Here is a 16,864-nt window from a genome sequence, read left to right as displayed (position 1 = left end):
ACAGATCGGCAAAGGTTTGGCTGCCGTGGAAAACTGTGGGAATTTATGCGTGAGCGCGCGTGCAGTTTAAACAATAGTTCTATGACTTTGCCACCACCTCGCCGCCACGCCAAGCGCCGATCACCACGAGTGCGTCACGGTGACCAGCACGAAAACTGGGCCAAAGTGGCGTCGTTTTCTCGAACGGCCTTGCGTGCCGGAGCCGGGGATGATGTTGCGTCTCTAACGTCAACTGCCAAGAAAAGGCGCTTTGTCCTCGAAGGGCGGTCTTTGCGATTAGTGGCAATCTTCCTCATTGCCCTTGCGCTATCAGCCGCAATCGCGGCCTTCTCGTCGCGTTCGGTAGAGGTTGCTGCCATAGAGCCAGCTCCACCTTGTTCAATGGCGCCTGAGCCTGCAGAAGTGTCGCCTATGGAACAGGCGACCCCCGCGGCTCCCGCGCCAACAGAACCGATTCTCGCGCATGTTTCAGGGCACGTGAACGAACCGGGAGTCGTGCGCCTTCAGCCTCCAGCGCGCGTTGTTGACGCGGTGGAAAAAGCTGGCGGGCCCACTGAGGAGGCTGATCTTGCTCTCATCAATCTCGCCCAACCAATCGAAGATGGTGCGCATATTCACGTACCCGCTCAGGGGGAAAGGAGCCCGGTAGCCGGAATCGTTGATGGGGCAGGAGTTGCCAACGGTTCACAGCAGATGGAGACTACCGTGAATATAAATTTGGCTACTCAATCTGAGCTGGAGACTATTCCCGGCGTTGGCCCAGTGACCGCACAAGCGATTGTCAGTTGGCGGGAGAGCAACGGAGCTTTCACTTCGGTCGATCAACTCATCGAGGTTAACGGCATCGGGCCGAAGACGCTTGAACAGCTACGCGAACATGTGCGAGTAGAGTGATGCAGGATTATCGGCTTCTTCTTCCCGCCGTAGCAGTTTGGATCGTTGCAATAATTGGGTCCGTCGATTACACGGCGCTTGGCCTCTTTGGTTTAGTGCTCACCCTAGGCGGCCTGCTCGCGGACCGTTGGTACATCCTCGTCGTGGGAATAGCGCTCACCGCGTCAGCAATTTCCGGGATGGCGCACGCCATGCTCAAAGAAAGTGACGTCCTAGCCCGTTTAGTAGCTACTGAGCAGGAGGTAATAGTTACCGGGGTGGTGGATTCGAACCCGAGGCAGACAGCGGAAAGTTACCGAGCAAACGCCCGGATTTATGCGGTACAAGCAAATGACACAACCGCAACCTCATCACAATCAGTGCAGCTGATATGGTCGGACGTCGAACTCAGCCGCGGAAGCGAGTTCACAGGATCCGGTAGGTTACGGGCTTTACCGGAGGAGTATTCGGCTCTGGCAGTACTTGACCTTACCGAGGTGAGCGTGCTGGAAATCGACTCACCTGTGGCCGTAATACGAGAGGAGTTGAGGAAAGCCGTTGAGAACCGACCATGGCATGCCCAGCTCATTCCCGGTGTCGTCGTTGGCGATGACACGGGCCTTCCCGAACATATCGTCCAGGACATGCGGATTCTCGGGCTATCCCATCTGACCGCGGTTTCCGGGGCACATGTTTCCCTCGTCATTGCCGTCATCCTCGGCGTATTGGGCAGGCGCCGACCAGGAGTTGCTGGAATAATCAGTGCCTTTGCGTTGATAGGTCTTGTGCAACTAGTTGGCGCAGAAGCATCCGTGCTCAGAGCGGGTTATATGGGCCTGTTCGTGTGTGTAGCACTCGCGATTCGCAGGGCAACCACTGCTTTTCCACTCCTATGTCTAACCATTATTATAGTCGCTCTGCTAGACGTCGAACTGGCACGTAGCCTCGGATTCCAACTATCAGCAGTTGCCACCGGGGCGATCATCGTTTTTTCCTATCCGTTGCAAAAGCGCTTAGCCGAGCAGATTCCCTCAGCCATCGCAGACGTGTTATCAATTTCCCTCATAGCAGCAGTTGCCACCGGACCACTGCTGCTGAACATCCAAGATCGAGCATCAATTTGGAGTGCTGTAGCCAACGCCCTCGTCTCACCCGTCGTCGCTCCACTGACGATTCTGGGAATGCTAGGTGCACTACTCCTGCCGGTGGCCGTGTGGGCAGCTATTCCACTGCTGCGCATGTGCGAAATATTCACGCTCTGGATGGCTACCGTCACCGCCAAGCTCATCAACCTTCCCGGATCAAATCTTCCAACCCATATCGCACTCATCGGGCACGCCATCATAGTCGTGGTCCTCGTAGCTGGTGTCTACGTGGGAATGGTCCACTACGTGCTCACAGCTTTCGCACTAATGGCCGGCGCAGCTGCATTGGCGCCGACGCTGCCCACTCAAGCACACCCCGCTAACTGGGAAACCATTCAATGCGACGTCGGCCAAGGCTCGGCTTATCTAGCACGTAAAGGAACTTCTCATATTCTTATCGATGTCGGTCCAGAAGACGGCAGAATTTCAACGTGCCTCAGCGACGCTGGAATTGAACGAATAGATCTACTGATTATCAGCCACTTCGACGCGGATCATGTGCGCGGACTGGCCGAACTGATCGACGCCGTCGAAATTGGGCAGGTGTGGTATTCCGAAAACCTTCACCCTCACTACAACTCTTCGTGGGCACGAGATCTTCTCGACCACCACGAAATACCGCACCGTACTGCGAGAAAGGGTGACACCTACAGCTCTTTTGAACAGGGCGAAAATAGTGGGGAGCCCATGATCGAGATCGTAGGACCAGTTGTGACCACAAACAACGATCAGAGCACGAATGCCGATTCGCTCGTCGCCGTCGTCAACACGCAAACGCACCGTACTCTGGCGCTCGCGGATGCCCCCTACGAGCGCCAATTGACTTTACGGAGCGAGGTTGACGAAATCGATATCGTCATAGTTGGCCACCACGGTGCGGCTGACCAAAGCCAGGAGCTTGCCGAGCATCTCAGGCCAACCATCACGCTCGTATCAGTGGGTGAAAACGATTATGGGCACCCCACAGATAATGCTCTCCGGATTTGGGACGCGCCAATCATGGCACGAACAGATGAGTGCGGGCCGATCACAATCACCGCCACCGATGTGGTCTCCCAGTGCCGTGCAGACATGGAATAATGACGCCATGGTAGATCTTGAATTAGCCCCCATTATGCTGATCCAAAGTGCGGAAGAGGTCTTGGGGGACCGGGCAGTAGGTTCTGTTCGTACCGAGTTGCGCCGCCAAGAACCGAGCACGGAGATTGTCGAACTCGATGCTTCTGCATACCGCCCCGGGGAACTCGATTCGCTTTTGACTCCCTCGCTTTTTGGTGAACCCAAAGCGGTGATCGTGCCAAATCTGGAAAAGATTAACACGCTATTCCAAGAAGATCTGCTTGCATACGTGAACTCTCCGGATCCCGACTCGGTACTTCTTCTACGGCACAACGGGGGAGTGCGCGGTAAGAAGGTACTTGATGCCCTCAAGCGCGCAAAAATACCGACCACGAAGATCGACAAGATCAAATATGCCAGCGATAAAGGCCGGCTCGTCACTCAGGACGTCCGCAAAGCCGGGCGGCGCATCACAAAAGACGCCGTTGAGGCGCTAGTTGCAGCCATGGGATCAGACTTGCGTGAACTCCTTTCCTCAGTAAACCAACTCCTTTCCGACGTGGAAGGCACAATCAACGAATCCCATGTTGGTACCTATTTCGCAGGTCGTGTTGAGGCGAGCGGATTCAACGTCGCGGACGCCGTCGTCGCCGGAAACTCTGGGCGAGCAGTCGAGCTGGCGCGGTACGCAATCGCTACGGGCAACTCACCGGTTGCGATCGTTGGCGCGATTGCAACCAAGTTTCGTGCCATGGCCCAGGTGCTTGGACAGCGTTCATCAGCGGCAAAAATCAGTGTGAAAATAACTGACTGGCAAATTAAACGCGCCAAGGCCGACCTGCGGGGTTGGACCAATGACACCCTGGCACTGGCCATCCAATCAATAGCTCGGGCAGATGCCGAAGTGAAAGGGCAATCGCGCGATCCTGAATTCGCATTGGAACGGGCGATTGTTGAGATAGCTAAGCTTCGGCGCTGACGGGGTGGTTCGTGCGTTGAGGGAAACGGACCGATATGCTTGAACCAGTGGCCTCTCGAGCGAGGCTGACCACTAACTATTGAAGGAGCTAAGTTGCGAATAGGTGTACCACGCGAGCCTGACGGTCAGGCACTGGTAGCCGCGACTCCCGACACGGTAGGAAAACTCATCGAGCTCGGATACGACGTCGTTGTGGAAACGGGCGCCGGTTCGACAGCAAGTTTCCCCGATTCCCAATACGCCGACGTCGGAGCGCGGGTAGCAAGCAAGGAAGAAACATGGTCAGCTGACATCGTGACGGCGATAGACGCACCGGCCACGGGTGAACTCGACCTGATGAAACGTGGATCCAGTCTGATCGCCCGTATGGCACCTGGCCGCAACGAGGAATTCCTCAACGAGCTTTCCCAACGTGGTATTACCGGCCTTGCCATGGATATGGTGCCGCGCATTTCACGAGCCCAATCGATGGACGTGCTTTCATCGCTCGCAAATGTGGCAGGTTACCGGGCAGTGATAGAGGCGGCCAACAGCTTCGGGCGCCTATTTTCTGGACAGGTGACGGCAGCAGGAAAAGTGCCGCCGGCAACCGTCTACGTGATCGGTGCGGGTGTCGCAGGCCTAGCAGCCATCGGAACTGCGAACTCGCTGGGAGCGATAGTCAAAGCGACTGACGTGCGTGCTGAAACCGCAGAGCAGGTCGAGTCAATGGGTGCCGACTTCGTTGCGATCCCCGTAGCGGCGCAAGAATCCACAGATGGTTACGCCAAAGAAATGGGAGAAGAGCAAGCGCGCGCTGCCGAACAGCTCTACAAGGAACAGGCGGCGCAGGCAGATATCGTCATCACTACTGCAGCCATCCCGGGCCGCAGATCGCCGATCCTGCTCACCGAAGACGCCGTGGCGGGTATGAAGCCAGGCTCCGTCGTCGTTGATATGGGAGCTGCCAACGGCGGTAACGTCATCGGGTCGAAGCCGGATGACATTGTGGTCACCGATAACGGAGTAACCATTATCGGCTACACTGAGCTGGCTTCCCGGCTTCCGAGTCAAGCCTCTCAACTTTTCGGCCAGAACGTGGTCAACTTCTTCAAGCTGACCACGCCCGAAAAAGATGGCAACCTGCACCTCAACCTCGATGATGAAATCGTTCGCCAAATGCTCGTCACGCTTGAAGATCGCGTGATGTACCCACCGCCTCCGGTTCAGGTATCAGCCGCACCTACTCCCGGGCCCCAAGAGGCTACGGTGGCGCCAGAGCCTGAACCTGTTAAAGAAAAATTGTGGCTTGCCAAACACTGGTGGAAGCTCGTAGCGGTTGCGATCTTTGCCTGGCTGATTCTCACGGCACCGCCGGGAATGAATACGCACTTTATCGTGTTCGTGCTAGCGATCGTGGTCGGCTTTTACGTCATCACTTCCGTGACGCACTCCTTGCATACGCCGCTGATGTCCGTGACGAATGCGATATCCGGAATTATCGTGGTCGGGGCACTTTTACAGATTTCCTCCGATAACGCCGCCGTAAAAATTCTTGCTTTTATCGCGGTTGCCGTCGCATCCATCAATATTTTTGGTGGCTTCCTCGTAACTGAGCGAATGCTCAAGATGTTCCATAGGAGTTGATAATGGATCTCATGACACTGGAACTTCCCTTTGAGATTCGCTTCCAATCGCTGGCTTACATCGCTGCGGCGATACTTTTCATCCTTGCTCTTGCAGGGCTTTCGAAGCAGACGACGGCGCAGCGCGGCAACCGCCTTGGCATGCTCGGTATGGCACTTGCCCTTCTTGCCACCGTGTGGGTGGTGATCGCCGGTGCGGGGGACAATGCGACTCTTGCGGCGATTTTGATCCTCGTGGCACTAGGTATCGGCGCTGCTGTCGGAATCCCCGTGGCACAACGCGTGGAAATGACCGGCATGCCCGAACTGATTGCGCTCTTGCATTCATTCGTTGGTCTGGCTGCGGTTTTCGTTGGCTATAACTCGTTCATTGAGACTCCTGGCGAGGATTCGATCTATAACGCCTTCCATATGGGCGAAGTTGGGCTCGCAGTATTTATCGGTGCGGTAACGTTCACCGGATCGATCGTTGCCTTCTTGAAGCTGTCTGGGAGGCTGAGTGGAGCTCCGCTCATGCTTCCGCACAGGCATTGGCTCAACGGTGGCGCAATCGTCGCTTCCCTCGCACTGATAGTCTGGTTTGCGCACACGCGTTCACTTGGCGCAGGCATGATCCCGCTGATCCTGTTGACCATCATCGCGTTAGCGCTCGGTGTGCATCTGGTGGCGGCAATCGGTGGCGGTGACATGCCCGTCGTCGTATCAATGCTCAATTCATATTCCGGCTGGGCTGCCGCGATGGCAGGGTTTACCCTGGGTAATGACCTGCTGATCATTACCGGTGCTCTTGTCGGCTCATCGGGTGCCTACCTGTCCTACATCATGTCGAAAGCGATGAACCGATCCTTCATTTCCGTGATTCTTGGCGGCTTTGGCTCGGACGGGGCAGTGACCGGAGAAGGCAAGGACTACGGTTCGCATCAGGAGACGGCAGCCGATGAGGTCGCCCAGATGCTCAAGGACGCGAACAAGGTAGTCATTACCCCCGGCTATGGGATGGCAGTTGCACAGGCACAATATCCGGTTGCGGCCATGACCCAGAAGCTGAGCGAGCAGGGAATAGACGTCTCGTTCGCGATCCATCCGGTAGCCGGCCGTTTGCCCGGGCATATGAATGTTCTTCTGGCAGAGGCGAATGTTCCTTACGACATTGTGTTCGAGATGGATGAGATCAACGACGAGCTGGCAGACGCCGACGTCGTGCTCGTGATCGGCGCAAATGACACGGTTAATCCTGCCGCCGAAGAGCCAGGCTCACCCATTGCCGGCATGCCGGTGATCAAGGTGTGGGAGGCCAAGAACGTGATCGTATTCAAACGTTCGATGGGCAACGCCGGCTACGCCGGTGTGCAAAACCCGTTGTTTTTCAACGAGAACACGAAAATGTTACTAGGTGATGCCAAGGATTCTGTGGACCAGATTAACGCTTCGCTGTAACGGTTAGGTTCAGTAAATTCGCTGAACCCACACGCTTTGTGTTTGCTCGGGTTCAGTCTGCCTATACCGTCCCAGGGCCGAAGTAATACGGCACTCCGACCTCCGGAACAGCGTTGAGTTCCGGCTCAGTTTGGTGGTGCGCCGCCACTTTCGCCGGTGGAGCAGGCGGCAATGAAAAGAGAGGTGAACGCCAAAATAGCTGACGAAAAAGAGGGCGGACCACATGGTCCGCCCTCCCGTACAATGACGACGAGTTTAGCCTTCGATCGTTGCGACCAGCTTGGCAAGCTTAGACTTGCGGTTAGCCGCGTTGTTCCTGTGCAGAACTCCCTTGGAAACAGCCTTGTCGAGCTTGCGGCTCGCAACGCGAAGCGCTTCCTGAGCTTCTTCAACGTTACCCGCTTCGACTGCTTCGCGAGTCTTGCGGATGAGCGTGCGAACCTCGGTCTTGTAAGCCTGGTTGCGGACGCGACGCTTTTCGTTGGTCTTGTTTCGCTTGATCTGGGACTTAATGTTTGCCACTGGATAACTCTTTCGTTTTGTTTGGTGGCCGCATGGGCCTCGGTCGGTGAGGGCTTGTCATCTCCGGACTGAGGCGTGGGGCGCCCGTGGTAAAGGAAGATGACCGGACCTTTCACCCGACCAGGTTCAAAGTCCAATAGGCTACTTTAGCAAACACGGCGACGCCGTAAAAGCGCATCTACGCGCACTTTTGCGTGTATCTGCTCACTTTTACGGCGTCGCGTATTTTAGGTCTGATCCGATTTAGTTCTCGTCGTCAGTTAGCTTTTCTTCGACTTCGACAGCCTTCTCCTTGGCGCTGTCCTTGACGTCGCTCGCCGTGTCCTTGACGTCGGCCGACGCCTGGTCCTTCTTACCGTCGAACTCGGTCGACTTGTCGTCGGTGAGCTTGCCAAAGGCTTCCTTAGCCTTGCCTGCTACGCTCTCAGCGCCATGCTTGATGTCATCCGTGAAGCCCATATTGTCTCCTTATTAGTGCGTTTTAGATTCTTGATCTTCTTACTCGTCATAATTTAGTGTCTCGAGCTTGGAAGAACCTGAAAATTGGCTAGAAACGAACCGGTTTGCGCTCTGCGCACAATGTTGGCTGTGAACGCGATCCGCAGGAGTGAACGGAAATCTCGGCCAACTGCACTACCCGTGCAGATTTTTTAGCGCTCGCACAACATCCGCGAAAATGTCTTCGCGAAGAAACGAGCCTTCCCGGCGTATCTGATCCATGTGTGCGATCAGAAGTCTGTCAAGCCGCACTTCTGAGGGACGCCCTTTCCGATCCCATTTCCCAGATCCGACGTCCATCCAGTGGCGGCCCCATTTGGCCTCCCACTGTGCATCACGCGTGTTGTCTTTAGAGGTCATTTGCCCAAAAATCACGTGTTCGTCAGTATCCGCCAACACCAAAACTGGGCGATCTTTTCCGCGGCCGTCATTTTCATCGAACGGCACCCAGGTCCAAACAACTTCACCGGGATCGGGTGCGCCATTTCGTTCTGGCCGGTAGTCAAAATCAGGTAGGCCGTAGCGCTCGATGTCATATTCGATCGCCCGTTCACGTGGGCCGGGTAATTCTGGCGTCTGGCGGTGAACTGAGGATTGAGCTTCGCGCCTGAAACGCAGGCCAGCTCGCGTGCGCTGTCCGCGCTTTTGGCGCGCCCCGCGGGTTAAATCTCGTCCAACCTGGGTGCCTAAGCGGGTGGCCACCCGCTTGAGAGAATTAACGAATGACATCTAGCTCTCCTGTTCGGGCTCGGCCATTAACAGTGCGCGGAAGTCATCAACTGCGGGCACGTGGCGGAAGGTAACTTTTCGGCCGTCGTCGAGCTCTACGATGAGCGCGCCAGAATCGAAGAGCTGATCTACGACGTCGCTTTCCACCTCCGCCTCCCGGATGGCTGAGCGAGATATTTCAGTGATCGATTTTTTCACGACCCCCGAGCGCGCAATAAGCCGCTTGTCTGTAATTGTGTAGGTGGAAGTCGACCACTGAATAACCGGGTGTACGAAAACTAAAATGATCAGAATTGCACCTGTAATCGCAATCGCCCAGTGAGCCCATGGATACAGCGAAGCGGGTAGAAAAACTATTGCTAAAATGACGGTGAGTATCGTCAGAAAACACCCCAGAATATTTCCAAGGAGTGCTTTGGGGTGCTCGCGCACGTGACTGCGCGCCACGTCACCCTTTTCGAGGATATCTTCAGGAATGTCCATAATTTCAATCCTACGCCGTCACGGCTGAGTTACGCTGCCGGGTTTAAAACCAGAGAAGTACAGCGACGATGATGAGGAAACCGATGAAGGGAAGTGAGAGGAGAGTAAGGCCCGCGCTGAGGAGTGTCCAGCGTAAATCATCTTTCAAATGCGGAACCTTTTCGACACCACCGGCTGCGGCGATTGCCGCACGCTGTGCGGCCTCAAGTCTGGCCAAAGGAGTATTTTTCACATGAGCGGCTTCCACTTCTGCTGCACGCTGGCGCTCTCGACTTTCACGTAGCTCGGCTTCTGCCAGTAGCCCTTCCCGATTCGGACCTGGAATAACCCTTCCTTCTTCGTCGATGACTACGATGTTATCCGAAGTTTCCCCTTCATCCGGCGTACGGCCTGTGCCGGTGTACTTGGAAGCGGCGGCTAGCATGTACCCATCGATACGAACTTCGAGCCGGTGGCGGCGGATTGCAAAGAAAATGAGAACGGCAGAAAATATTACGGCCGCGCCAAACGGGAACCAGCCACCAAATCCACCGTGGCGCTGGCCGGCAAACCACCCGATGACGAGCAAGATTAAGTTGCCCACCGACGCGAGCGCGACGAGCGCTTTCCCCGGTAGCCGAGATACCCGCTCAATAACGGGTAAGAATAAGTTCATCGATCCGGCGCCGATACTCACCTGCCAGCCTTCCTCACGTCTTTCCAGTTCATGGTTTAAGTGTGTCACGGGACGCCAAAATTCACATGTTTGAATGACCGTGGGTTCACATAGCGCTGGTAGTGTTGTGCACGACTATCGTAAGGAGTTTCGTGCCAGTTTCAAACGCCGCGGAGTTAAAAGAGATCCAACCGTCGACGACGGACCAGGAGCGGATCCGTAATTTCTGCATCATTGCCCATATTGATCACGGCAAGTCCACCCTTGCCGATCGCATGCTGCAGTTAACCGATATCGTTACGGCACGGGAGATGCGCGCGCAATATCTCGATCGGATGGATATCGAACGCGAACGCGGTATCACTATTAAGTCGCAAGCCGTTCGAATGCCGTGGTCGGTAGATGGTGAAGCGTATGTTCTGAACATGATCGATACGCCCGGGCACGTGGATTTCGCTTATGAGGTGTCTCGTTCCTTGGCCGCGTGTGAGGGAGCGATTCTGCTCGTTGATGCCGCCCAGGGTATCGAGGCACAAACATTGGCCAATTTGTACATGGCAATAGAAAACGATCTGACGATCATTCCGGTTCTCAACAAGATTGACTTGCCAGCCGCGAATCCAGACAAATTTGCGGCTGAAATAGGGGGCCTTCTTGGCGTTGACCCCGGTGACGTTCTACGAGTTTCGGGTAAGACAGGCGAGGGCGTTGAGGAGCTTTTGGATCGAATCATCCATGAAATTCCCGCGCCCGGCGGTGAGCCCGACGGCGAAGCCCGGGCGATGATTTTCGATTCGGTTTACGACTCCTACCGCGGCGTCGTTACTTACGTGCGCGTGGTGGATGGAAACCTTCAGCCGCGCCAAAAGGTGCAAATGATGTCGACACACACCGATCATGAGCTCCTTGAAATTGGCGTCATCTCACCCGAGCCAAAACCGGCAGCGGGGCTTGGCGCCGGTGAGGTCGGCTACCTCATTACGGGGGTGAAGGAGGTACGCCAGTCTCGAGTTGGCGATACCGTGACCGATGCTCGCAAACCGGCCGCCGAGCCATTGCCGGGATATCGCGACCCGAAGCCCATGGTGTTCTCCGGGATTTACCCGATTGATGGTTCAGACTACCCGGCACTCAGAGACGCCCTTGACAAGCTGAAGCTGAACGATGCTGCTCTTACTTACGAACCAGAAAATTCGGTTGCGCTTGGCTTTGGCTACCGGTGTGGCTTCCTTGGCCTGCTCCATCTGGAGATTATCACCGAGCGCTTGGAGCGTGAATTCGATCTTGATCTCATCGCAACAGCTCCGTCTGTTGTCTACCGAGTGATTGCCGAAGGTGGTGAGGAATATATCGTCTCCAATCCATCGGAGTTCCCCGAAGGTAAGATCCAAACCATTTACGAACCGATGGTCAACGCAACGATTTTGACGCCGTCGGACTACGTGGGCGCAACGATGGATCTGAGCCAGCAGCGCCGAGGTAGTTTGCAGGGGATGGATTACCTTTCTGAAGATCGCGTGGAGCTCCGCTACCGGTTGCCGCTCGCCGAGATTGTGACCGACTTCTTTGACCAGCTCAAATCGCGTACGCGCGGCTATGCTTCACTCGACTATAAGGAAGAAGGCGAGCAAGAAGCGGACTTGGTTAAGGTTGACATTCTTCTCAACGGTGAGAAGGTCGATGCGTTTTCCGCAATCGTTCACCGTGATGATGCTTACCGATACGGCGTGGAAATGACTGGGAAGCTCAAAGAGCTGATCCCTCGGCAGCAGTTCGAGATCCCGGTTCAGGCGGCGATCGGTTCCCGAATTATCGCCCGCGAAACCATTCGCGCGCTGCGTAAAGACATGCTCGCCAAGTGCTATGGCGGCGATATTTCACGAAAGCGCAAACTGCTGGAGAAGCAGAAGGAAGGCAAGAAGCGCATGAAGTCTATCGGCCGCGTGGATGTGCCCCAGGAAGCCTTCGTCGCCGCGCTTTCCTCCGATATGCCGGAGTCGAAGAAAAAATGAGCGAGCAACACCCGAATTACGGACGGATTCGGTCCTTTACCCGGCGCGGTTCGCGACTTGGGGATAAGTACGATGCCGTCATGGAAAAGCACGGCTCGCGATACGTTATCGACTACCCGGAAGGGCCAGCGCAAACAACGATCGCCGAAGATGCATCCATAGATCTTGAGGCCGCATTCGGTAGGCGGGGGCCGCTGGTCGTCGAAATTGGGCCCGGCTCTGGCGAACAAACGATTGCCGCCGCGCTCGATCGCCCCGAATGGAACTTTCTTGCGTTAGAAGCCTGGGCGCCCGGCGTGGCGAGGTGCGTTAATGCTGCCGTCCGTGCGGGAGTACACAACGTACGCCTGATGGAGGTAGATGCTGCGCAGGCACTTCCGATTTTGTTCCGCGAGGGCGAAAATCAAAATCAACGTGCACGTGAGCTGTGGACGTTTTTCCCCGATCCGTGGCGCAAGAAGCGTCATCACAAGCGGCGCCTAGTCAGTGATGAATTCGGGACGACGGCGGCGCTCGTCCTTGAGGTGGGCGGCACGTGGCGGATGGCGACGGATTGGGCGGACTACGCCTGGCAGATGCGCGACGTCGTTCACAATAGCCCCCAGTTTCGCAATCCGTTCTCGTTAAAAAACCCCGATCCAGCTGATCAAGGCCAGTATCAAGGCGGCTTTGCCGATCGCTGGCAGGGGCGCGTGATGACCCGATTTGAGCGCCGGGGTATTGAGGCCGGGCGAAAGATTTACGATATCGAAGCGATTCGGGTCAGTGGCTAAGCCGTTTGATCTGCAGCACATCGGGGGTGAAGTCGAGGATTTTTCGGCCTACGTGCACATCCCATTTTGTTCGGTGCGGTGCGGGTATTGCGATTTCAACACCTATACCAATCTTGACTTCGGTGGGGGAGCAAGCGCTAATCAATTCGCGAAAACGATCGTGCGAGAAATCGAGAAGGCGGGGCAGATCCTACGGCCTGCCACGCCGTTAAAAACCGTGTTTTTCGGTGGTGGAACCCCAACCATGCTACCTGCTGCGGACCTAGCCCTTATTCTCGGTGCTCTTGGCGCCACGTTTGGTGAACCGATCGGGGAAGTCACCACTGAGGCGAATCCCGATACCGTGACCAAGGCCGATCTGGCCGCGCTCCAAGAGGCAGGTTTCACGCGGTTTTCTTTCGGAATGCAATCGGCTCGTGCGCATGTTCTGGAGGTTCTTGATCGTTCCCATACACCCGGACAGGTGGAAAACGTGACGCGTTGGGCGCGTGAACTTGGGCTCGATTTTTCAGTCGACATTATCTACGGAGCACCCGGTGAATCTCTGGACGATTGGCGGGCCTCCGTCGAAACGGCGATCTCGCTGGATCCCGAACACATTTCCGCATACGGCTTAACGATAGAACAGGGCACAAAGATGGGCGCCCAGGTCAGCCGCGGAGAGCTACCGGAGCCTGACCCTGATGACCTGGCGGAGAAATATGAACTAGCCGACGATCTGTTCAGCGCTGCTGGCTACGAATGGTATGAGGTATCAAACTGGGCCAAGCCGGGCCGCCAGTCTCAGCACAACCGCGCCTACTGGCGCAACGCCAACTGGTGGGGATTCGGGCCGGGTGCGCATTCGCACGTCGACGGCTCCAGATTTTGGAACGTCAAACACCCCGTCGCATACACCGGAAAACTGGAAAACGGCGAGTTCGCCATAGGCGGGGGAGAGACCTTATCCGCGCAGGAGCGGTTAGAGGAAGACATCATGCTTGGAATTCGCCTCCGAGAGGGTATCCTCGTTCCTGACCACACGCCCGGTCAGGTCGTAGCATCGTTGATTGCCGATGAGCTGATTGACGGACGCGCTGCACTTGCCGGGCGTATTCGACTCACGAGGCGCGGGCGGCTTCTTGCCGATACCGTGATTCGCGCTTTGTGGAACTCCTGATTGGAGAGAGCTATTTTCGTTCGAGATTATATAGTTATGGGAATGCTCGTCCTTCTCGTTACACTCCCGCTGGTGTACACGGGCCACACACTTATCTCGAAGAATTCGACCGGCACGTGGGATGAAGCATCACGGCTGAAGGGGCGGATGCGTTCGCAGGGCTGGCGGGTTAAGGAAACGGTGGACAATTTGGCGCAGTTCCAACTGCGTTCGACCGACTTGCCGAGTTTTTGGCCGATTACTGAAAAGGCTGCGGGAGTTGAATGCGTAACCTCCTCCCGTTCCACGCCCGTGTGGCGCGCGGGATCCTTCGTCGCCCCGTCTATTGGTACCCACCTGCTGTTTACGATCGACCTTCCGCAGCGTTCCGATGGTACTGAAGCTGAATTTCAAGAGGCACTCGTGCGGATCGACGACGACGGGCTGACCTACGAGGGCGCCGGCGATGTGCCAGCTTATTTGAACGACGACGTGCGGCGCTTTCTTGTGGGCTGGCCTGGCTTGCAGGCGGCCCACTTCCGCGATGACATGGTGACCTATATGTTTGACGGCAAGCGCCAAGACCAGGTTGAACGCCTCAAGACCATTGCTGAAAAGGCTCCGCAAATTATCCGGCTCATCCCGAATGCCGCATGGAAGTAGTCGCAAGTGGCGCGCACGCGAAGGGTGGCGCTGCTTGGGACTCTTCGTTTACGTCCTTGCGCAGCGCCACCCTTCGCTTAGCAGTGTCCTTCCTTAGCAAAGCGGGCACTTTTCACTTATAACGGGCATGTTTAACCTGTCCGGGATAGCTGATTCCTGCCCGGTTTGCGAAAGGTTGGGCTGGTAATTCGGGTACTAGGTGGAAGCCCGTACGCAGGAACGTAAACGAAGAGTTCCAAGGACGGGCTTCCACCCGGTTAGGCTCCACGTATCGACGGTCCTGACCCCGCTGGCTATGGCACGGCGGTGACGAAATCGATCAACTCTTCCATGCGGCCCAAGAATGCCGGTTCGAGATCGCGGTAGTCGCGGACAGAATCCAAAATCCGCTTCCAACCGAGCCCGATATCTTCCGCAGTGTCGTGTGGCCAGCCGATGCGCGCCAACGTGCCTTTCTTGATGTCCTCGCCGCGAGGAACTTCCGGCCAGGCGCGCAGCCCAATCACCGATGGCTTGACTGCTTGCCAGATGTCGACGTACGGGTGGCCAAGCACAAGAACGCCCGGCAAGGCCGAAACCTTGTCGGCAATCCGCGATTCTTTCGAACCTTCCACAAGATGATCGAGCATAACTCCCGCACGCCGGTCATTCGTCGGGCCGAACACTGCGAGTATCTCTTCGAGCTTGTCCGCACCGAAGAGTTCCTCGATCATGATCCCCTCATAAGCAAGGTCAGAGCCCCAGATTTTTGAGATGAGTTCGGCGTCGTGTTTTCCTTCCACCCAGATGCGGGAAGCTTTGGCAACGCGCGCCTCGTGTTCCACATGGAAAGATCCAGAAGCCGTAATTTTCCTCCCGGGCTTTTGCGACGAGGGCGCCGGCGGCAAAACGTCTACCGGTTGGCCCTCAAACCAATAGCCCGGACCAAGCGGGAAAGAGCGCCGCTTATATTTCCGGTCTTCTAGTTCCATTTGCCACTGGCCAGCAACTGTGCGCACGGCCATCACCTCGCCAACAAAGCCGGACGAGGGCTCTTCGAGAACCATTCCTTTCTTAACGTGGATCTTGCGGCTGCGAGGTGCACTTGGTGTGGAAAGCACGTCGCGGCCGTACATGTCGCGTGAAAAAATACTGTCTTGAGATGAAGGCATAGCCATGAGCGTAGTCAACTTATCCAACTGGATATTTAATAGACACGGCGTAGAATTGGCACTCGATACTCCAGAGTGCCATTGTGGAAGGGGGTGGAGCATGGCGCACGAGCGCAAAGCGTTAGTTCTTAACGCAATTGTTCAAGACTATGTGAAGACTGGCGAACCAGTAGGCTCACGTGCCGTCGTCGAACGCCATCACCTAGCTGTGTCTCCAGCTACCGTCCGCAACGATATGGCAGCTCTTGAAGAAGAGGGCCTCATCGCACAGCCCCACACGTCAGCCGGGCGGGTTCCCACAGATGCTGGCTATCGCAAATTCGTTGACCAGATTGCTGAACTCAAACCGCTGTCGCGCGCTGAACGCATCGCAATCGAAAAAATGCTTTCCGGCGCCGTTGATCTCGACGACGTCATCACCAGATCCGTCCGCTTACTCGCCTCTATCACCAATAAAGTGGCAATGGTGCAATACCCGTCACTTCGCCGTACCGCCCTGCGGCACGTGGAACTGGTCGATCTGGGGCAAAGTCGAGCGCTCGTCGTCATCATCACAGACGCCGGCAGAGTCGAACAGCGGATCGTTGCCACCGAATCTAGTCTGACCGACGAAGAGTTTACGATCTTGCGCGCAGTTTTGAACGAGGAGCTTTCGGACCACCAACTGGCCGATCTGCCCGAAGCGCTCACCCGAGTGGAGGCACGCCTTGAAAAGTCGATTCGCCCCGCGGCCGCGATCATTGGCCAAGCCCTCGAAGAAACTTTACAAAACGAGGCTGAGGAGCGCGTCGTCGTCGCAGGAACAGCGAATCTGACCCGCTATGACATTGACTTTGAACACTCAGTTTACCCGGTGCTGGATGCGATTGAAGAGCAGGTAGTGCTATTGCGCATGCTCGCCCATAAGGAAGACGGCATGCACGTTGGGATTGGTTCGGAAAATGTGAGCGACGCCTTCAGCGAAACTTCTGTGGTGTCCACCAACTATGTTGGCGCCGACCAGAAAACTGTGGCTCGTCTTGGCATAATTGGACCGACTCGAATGGACTATCCTGCGACGATGTCATCCGTGTATGCGGTCGCGAAATATTTATCCGACATTCTGTCAGCAAATTAAGGAAC

Annotated in this window: 16 protein-coding genes; 10 read left to right on the top strand and 6 right to left on the bottom strand. The window is 56.0% G+C overall.

What is annotated here, in order from left to right; genetic code table 11:
- Window positions 1-81: 81 nt before the first annotated feature.
- The 5 genes from J2S70_RS01060 to pntB all read left to right on the top strand — a co-directional run bounded on the left by J2S70_RS01060 (window position 82) and on the right by pntB (window position 7,118).
- Window positions 82-894 (top strand): helix-hairpin-helix domain-containing protein, encoded by an 813-nt coding sequence (locus J2S70_RS01060; protein ID WP_307681902.1) that lies wholly within the window; start codon window positions 82-84, stop codon window positions 892-894.
- Window positions 894-3,098, top strand: coding sequence for a ComEC/Rec2 family competence protein (locus J2S70_RS01055; protein ID WP_307681901.1), 2,205 nt, complete (start codon window positions 894-896; stop codon window positions 3,096-3,098). The genes J2S70_RS01060 and J2S70_RS01055 overlap by 1 nt, the downstream gene beginning before the upstream one ends.
- Window positions 3,099-3,105: 7 nt before the next feature.
- Window positions 3,106-4,056 carry a DNA polymerase III subunit delta gene (holA, locus tag J2S70_RS01050; protein WP_307681900.1) on the top strand — a complete coding sequence of 317 codons (951 nt, stop codon included), beginning with the start codon at window positions 3,106-3,108 and terminating at the stop codon, window positions 4,054-4,056.
- 93 nt (window positions 4,057-4,149) lie between these two features.
- On the top strand, window positions 4,150-5,682 hold the full coding sequence (locus J2S70_RS01045) for a Re/Si-specific NAD(P)(+) transhydrogenase subunit alpha (protein ID WP_307681899.1): 1,533 nt from the start codon (window positions 4,150-4,152) through the stop codon (window positions 5,680-5,682).
- A 2-nt stretch (window positions 5,683-5,684) separates the two neighbouring features.
- Window positions 5,685-7,118, top strand: coding sequence for a Re/Si-specific NAD(P)(+) transhydrogenase subunit beta (gene pntB / locus J2S70_RS01040; protein ID WP_307681898.1), 1,434 nt, complete (start codon window positions 5,685-5,687; stop codon window positions 7,116-7,118).
- Window positions 7,119-7,373: 255 nt separating this feature from the next.
- On the opposite strand, the gene rpsT is transcribed toward pntB, so the two are convergent.
- From rpsT to J2S70_RS01015, 5 genes are all read right to left on the bottom strand, one after another.
- Window positions 7,374-7,640 carry a 30S ribosomal protein S20 gene (gene rpsT, locus J2S70_RS01035; RefSeq protein ID WP_307681897.1) on the bottom strand — a complete coding sequence of 89 codons (267 nt, stop codon included), beginning with the start codon at window positions 7,638-7,640 and terminating at the stop codon, window positions 7,374-7,376.
- Between the two features lie 243 nt (window positions 7,641-7,883).
- On the bottom strand, window positions 7,884-8,099 hold the full coding sequence (locus J2S70_RS01030) for a CsbD family protein (RefSeq protein ID WP_307681896.1): 216 nt from the start codon (window positions 8,097-8,099) through the stop codon (window positions 7,884-7,886).
- 174 nt (window positions 8,100-8,273) lie between these two features.
- The gene (locus J2S70_RS01025; protein ID WP_307681895.1) at window positions 8,274-8,867 is read right to left on the bottom strand and encodes a type II toxin-antitoxin system PemK/MazF family toxin; all 594 of its coding nucleotides are present in this window, start codon (window positions 8,865-8,867) and stop codon (window positions 8,274-8,276) included.
- Window positions 8,868-9,350, bottom strand: a complete 483-nt coding sequence (locus J2S70_RS01020) for a PH domain-containing protein (protein WP_307681894.1) — start codon at window positions 9,348-9,350, stop codon at window positions 8,868-8,870.
- 43 nt (window positions 9,351-9,393) lie between these two features.
- Window positions 9,394-10,074 carry a hypothetical protein gene (locus tag J2S70_RS01015; protein WP_307681893.1) on the bottom strand — a complete coding sequence of 227 codons (681 nt, stop codon included), beginning with the start codon at window positions 10,072-10,074 and terminating at the stop codon, window positions 9,394-9,396.
- 83 nt (window positions 10,075-10,157) lie between these two features.
- Here J2S70_RS01015 and lepA point away from each other — a divergent pair, with 83 nt between their 5' ends.
- The 4 genes from lepA to J2S70_RS00995 are packed head-to-tail and all read left to right on the top strand — an operon-like array spanning window position 10,158 to window position 14,591.
- On the top strand, window positions 10,158-12,017 hold the full coding sequence (gene lepA, locus J2S70_RS01010; RefSeq protein ID WP_307681892.1) for a translation elongation factor 4: 1,860 nt from the start codon (window positions 10,158-10,160) through the stop codon (window positions 12,015-12,017).
- Window positions 12,014-12,790, top strand: coding sequence for a tRNA (guanosine(46)-N7)-methyltransferase TrmB (gene trmB / locus J2S70_RS01005; protein WP_307681891.1), 777 nt, complete (start codon window positions 12,014-12,016; stop codon window positions 12,788-12,790). The genes lepA and trmB overlap by 4 nt, the downstream gene beginning before the upstream one ends.
- Window positions 12,783-13,949 carry a radical SAM family heme chaperone HemW gene (gene hemW / locus J2S70_RS01000; protein WP_307681890.1) on the top strand — a complete coding sequence of 389 codons (1,167 nt, stop codon included), beginning with the start codon at window positions 12,783-12,785 and terminating at the stop codon, window positions 13,947-13,949. The genes trmB and hemW overlap by 8 nt, the downstream gene beginning before the upstream one ends.
- Window positions 13,950-13,985: 36 nt before the next feature.
- A complete protein-coding gene (locus tag J2S70_RS00995; RefSeq protein ID WP_307681889.1) occupies window positions 13,986-14,591 on the top strand; it encodes a hypothetical protein in 606 nt (201 codons plus the stop codon).
- A gap of 293 nt (window positions 14,592-14,884) precedes the next feature.
- On the opposite strand, the gene J2S70_RS00990 is transcribed toward J2S70_RS00995, so the two are convergent.
- Window positions 14,885-15,748: a DUF3097 family protein gene (locus tag J2S70_RS00990; RefSeq protein WP_307681888.1), complete on the bottom strand. Its 864-nt coding sequence runs from the start codon at window positions 15,746-15,748 to the stop codon at window positions 14,885-14,887.
- A 94-nt stretch (window positions 15,749-15,842) separates the two neighbouring features.
- Here J2S70_RS00990 and hrcA point away from each other — a divergent pair, with 94 nt between their 5' ends.
- Window positions 15,843-16,859, top strand: coding sequence for a heat-inducible transcriptional repressor HrcA (gene hrcA, locus J2S70_RS00985; protein WP_307681887.1), 1,017 nt, complete (start codon window positions 15,843-15,845; stop codon window positions 16,857-16,859).
- The last annotated feature ends 5 nt before the right edge of the window (window positions 16,860-16,864 follow it).

This window comes from Trueperella bonasi (genome assembly GCF_030811535.1).
Taxonomy (GTDB): domain Bacteria; phylum Actinomycetota; class Actinomycetes; order Actinomycetales; family Actinomycetaceae; genus Trueperella; species Trueperella bonasi.
The sequence above is the reverse complement of the archived record's forward strand: the minus strand, read 5'-3'. Positions and strand labels throughout refer to the sequence as shown.

Coding starts and splice junctions, on each gene's coding strand:
- J2S70_RS01060 (WP_307681902.1), top strand. CDS start 82: ATGACTTTGCCACCACCTCGCCGCCACGCCAAGCGCCGATCACCACGA.
- J2S70_RS01055 (WP_307681901.1), top strand. CDS start 894: ATGCAGGATTATCGGCTTCTTCTTCCCGCCGTAGCAGTTTGGATCGTT.
- holA (WP_307681900.1), top strand. CDS start 3,106: ATGGTAGATCTTGAATTAGCCCCCATTATGCTGATCCAAAGTGCGGAA.
- pntB (WP_307681898.1), top strand. CDS start 5,685: ATGGATCTCATGACACTGGAACTTCCCTTTGAGATTCGCTTCCAATCG.
- J2S70_RS01030 (WP_307681896.1), bottom strand. CDS start 8,099: ATGGGCTTCACGGATGACATCAAGCATGGCGCTGAGAGCGTAGCAGGC.
- J2S70_RS01025 (WP_307681895.1), bottom strand. CDS start 8,867: ATGTCATTCGTTAATTCTCTCAAGCGGGTGGCCACCCGCTTAGGCACC.
- J2S70_RS01020 (WP_307681894.1), bottom strand. CDS start 9,350: ATGGACATTCCTGAAGATATCCTCGAAAAGGGTGACGTGGCGCGCAGT.
- trmB (WP_307681891.1), top strand. CDS start 12,014: ATGAGCGAGCAACACCCGAATTACGGACGGATTCGGTCCTTTACCCGG.
- J2S70_RS00995 (WP_307681889.1), top strand. CDS start 13,986: ATGGGAATGCTCGTCCTTCTCGTTACACTCCCGCTGGTGTACACGGGC.
- J2S70_RS00990 (WP_307681888.1), bottom strand. CDS start 15,748: ATGGCTATGCCTTCATCTCAAGACAGTATTTTTTCACGCGACATGTAC.
- hrcA (WP_307681887.1), top strand. CDS start 15,843: ATGGCGCACGAGCGCAAAGCGTTAGTTCTTAACGCAATTGTTCAAGAC.